This is a genomic window from Bacillus sp. T2.9-1, from assembly GCF_950097965.1.
Classification (GTDB): Bacteria; Bacillota; Bacilli; order Bacillales; family Cytobacillaceae; genus Niallia; species Niallia hominis.
In genome coordinates, this window is sequence record NZ_CATNHG010000022.1 from 1 (window position 1) to 1782 (window position 1782).

Below are 1782 nucleotides of genomic sequence, written 5' to 3' on the forward strand. Positions count from 1 at the left end.
GAGCATTCCTGTTAGAAGGATTTTCGGGGACTTGAACAAAAAAGAGCCCTCTTGGTATGATACGGGGTGTCAAATCGTGGACCGAAATGACCCCTAACTTAGTTAACCAAGGAGGACTCCAAAATGGATTTTAAACAAAATCAGAAAATAAATCAAGTCACCGAAAAAACACTCGTAGTCGGAATCGATATTGCCAAGCGGACCCATTACGCTTGCTTTGTGGATGACCGTGGACGTGTGCTCCAAAAATCGTTCTCTGTTTCTCAAGCTAGAGACGGGTTCGAGCTTTTCTATCAACGTATTCTGGTAGCCATGAAAGAAAATGAAAAAACGGAAGTCATTGTCGGGATTGAACCTACGGGACACTACTGGCTCAATTTGGCCTACTACCTTGAGGACCGGGGCATTCCCTTGGCCATGGTTAACCCTATGCATGTTAAGCGTTCAAAAGAGTTGGACGACAATCTGCCAACCAAGCATGACAGAAAAGATGCACTTGTGATCGCTCGACTTTTAAAAGACGGACGGTTCAGTTATCCCCGTATCCTAAAAGGTATGGAGGCCGAACTTCGCGTTGGGTCAACGTTTAGAAGTAAATTGACTGAGGAACTAGGGTCTGTCAAAAACATGATTATTCGTTGGTTAGATCGCTATTTTCCAGAGTTTACTCAGGTGTTTCCGTCATTCGGAAAAATGGCTTTGGCAGTACTTGAATGTACCCCATTTCCGAATGATCTTCACCAAAAACAACCCGATGAAGTTTTATCTCTTTATCGGAAGGTTGAGGGGCTCAAATCCCCCCAAAGACCCAAAGCATTGCGTCTTATTGAAGTCGCAGCTAACTCTATCGGAGTAACAGAAGGACGTGAGATGGCCCGTATTGAAATTGCCACGCTCGTTCGCCGTTACCATCAGTTAGAACAAGATATCGAAAGCCTTACTCAACATCTAGTTGACCTTGTAAAAACGTCTGTAGAGTACGAATGGCTATCAACGGTTCCGGGACTCGGAGATACAACGATTGTCGATCTATTAGCTGAAATCGGAAGCTTTTCACACTACGAAGATCCACGCCAACTAATTAAACTCGCGGGATTAACGTTACGTGAAAATTCCTCTGGTCAGCACAAGGGGCAAAAACGCATCTCCAAACGGGGGAGAAGAAAGCTTCGCGCCCTTCTGTTCCGAGTAATGATGCCGATGATCCGTCACAATGAAGCCTTTCGAAAGCTACATGAGTATTACACAAATCGTATGGTTAATCCATTACGCAAGAAGCAATCCATCGTGGTTCTATGCGGTAAGCTATTAAAAGTATTACATGGAATTAGCACTAAGCACAAAGCGTTTGACGCACAGCGAATGATGAGGGATATTCCTAGTCTCGTAGAGGCTGCATAAGACCCTTCATCCCCTTAAATAGACCTAGACAACAGGATGACACGGAGAAGCTGGCACTATTTTTTCCATTCGACCTTGAGTCCCTAAAGGAGCTTCGCTAGCCTCTGCCTTATGACTAGACCGAACGAAGGAATGTAGGCACTTAGATGCCCAGAGACATGGGAGGGTACGTCATCATAAGTTACGCAGAGATCCATTGTGCATCGCATAATTTCCTATCACTACTTTCCACCATTATCCAGTAGTGACCGCGTAGCGTACCCATGTATTGGAATAGTTTCACATATTTTAAAAATATTGTTAGGGATTGTGTCGAAAAATATTTTTTTGATACCCCAACAACGGGTCAAACCGTTGATAGATCAACATTTATAGAGGGAG

General features: G+C 44.1%; 1 protein-coding gene. It reads left to right on the forward strand.

Translation table 11 applies throughout. The annotated features are described in order from the left end of the window. Window positions 1-123 precede the first annotated feature (123 nt). On the forward strand, window positions 124-1401 hold the full coding sequence (locus QQZ16_RS02275) for an IS110 family transposase (RefSeq protein ID WP_284561048.1): 1278 nt from the start codon (window positions 124-126) through the stop codon (window positions 1399-1401). The last annotated feature ends 381 nt before the right edge of the window (window positions 1402-1782 follow it).

What these genes read in the sequence shown, in the direction of transcription:
- QQZ16_RS02275 (WP_284561048.1), top strand. Translation starts at nt 124, where the DNA reads ATGGATTTTAAACAAAATCAGAAAATAAATCAAGTCACCGAAAAAACA.